This window comes from Kitasatospora sp. NPDC057936 (assembly GCF_042887525.1).
Taxonomy (GTDB): domain Bacteria; phylum Actinomycetota; class Actinomycetes; order Streptomycetales; family Streptomycetaceae; genus Kitasatospora.
In genome coordinates this window covers 1-1459 of record NZ_JBHVPD010000037.1, presented here as the reverse complement: position 1 = coordinate 1459, position 1459 = coordinate 1, and the positions used below count along the sequence as shown (strand labels likewise).

Here is a 1459-nt window from a genome sequence, read left to right as displayed (position 1 = left end):
GCCCGCGGCCGCCCCCAACCGCCCGCCGGGCGGGGGGGCGCCCACGACATCCCCGCCCCGCCGCCGGTTTCGCCCGCACCACTTCAGGGCCGCCGGCGCGGATTGCGGACGCCTGCGGCCGTCACGGCACTCCGGTGCCCGATTCACGGACGGATTGCGACATTCGATGAAACAGTCATTGACCGCACGGACCCGGTCGCGCCTCGCGGCCGGGTTCGTGGCGGGCAGCCTGCTGACCGGGCTGCTCACGACGCACGCGGTGGCGGACACCACGCCCGCCACCGCGGCGAACCCCGACCGGGTCAAGGTCGTCGCGGCCTGGCAGGCCGGCGGGCCGGCCGTGCGCCGCGCCGCCGAGAGCGCGCTGACCGGCACCGGTGACGACCTGGTGGCCTTCCTGGCCAAGGGCCGGGCCACCGCCGCCGACCAGGACCTGCGGGCCAAGATCGAGGAGCTGATCGCGACCTCCGGTCCCGGAGTCCGCGCGGCCGGCACCGCAGCACTCGCCGGATCCGCCGACGACCTGCAGAAGTTCCTCGCCACGGGCGCCAAGAAGGCCTACGAGGACGACCAGCGGGTGCGGGTCTCCCAGCTCATGGCCACCGGCGGGCCGGGCGTGCAGGCAGCCGCCGCCAAGGCCATGGACGGCAGCCTGGACGACGTCAACCAGTTCCTGAACACCGGCCAGTTCAAGGCGAGGGACGACGACGACCGCGTCCACCTCTCGCAGCTGATGGCCTCCGGCGGGGACGAGGTCAAGAAGGCCGCCAACACCGCGCTCAACGGCTCGATGGACGACGTCCAGCAGTTCCTCCAGTACGGCTACCAGACCGCGGCCGCGCACGACCAGGAGAAGCTGACGGTCGCCCAGCTGGCCGACCTCACCAAGACCGCCTCCGACCAGGCCGGCCAGCAGGCCCAGACCGCCAAGGACGCGGCGGGCAAGGCCTTCGACGCCACCAAGCTGGCCAAGGAGGCCGCCGAGAAGGCCGCCGCCGAGACCAAGGCCGCGCAGGGCTCGGCCGGTGCCGCCTCCAGCGCCGCCGGCCGCGCCGCCGACGCCGCCTCGCGCGCCGCCACCGCGGCCCAGACCGCCTCCGCGGCGGCCAAGGCCGCCAACGAGGCGTCCCGCCAGGCCGCCAACGCCGCCGCCAACGCCGCCGCTGCCGCGACCAAGGCCGGCAACGCCGCGTCCCAGGCACTGGCCGCCGCGGCCGCCGCCGCGGGCGACGCCAGCCAGGCCGACGCCGCGAACAAGGCCGCGGCCACCGCCCGGGACGCGGCCGTCAACGCGCGCACCGCCGGCGAGGCCAGCCAGTGGGCCGGCCTCGCCGCGACCCAGGCCGGCGCGGCCGCCCAGGCCGCCGCCTCCGCCGGTGCCAACGCCGCCGCGGCCGCCCAGGCCGCCGCCGACTCCGCCACCTACGCGGGCGTCTCCGACGCGGACGCCGCCCAGGCC

General features: G+C 77.1%; 1 protein-coding gene. It reads left to right on the top strand.

The window, feature by feature from the left end:
- Positions 1 to 178: 178 nt before the first annotated feature.
- Positions 179 to 1459, top strand: a 1281-nt coding sequence (locus ACFVU9_RS20375; RefSeq protein WP_387595109.1) for an ALF repeat-containing protein, incomplete at its 3' end; no start/stop codon positions are given.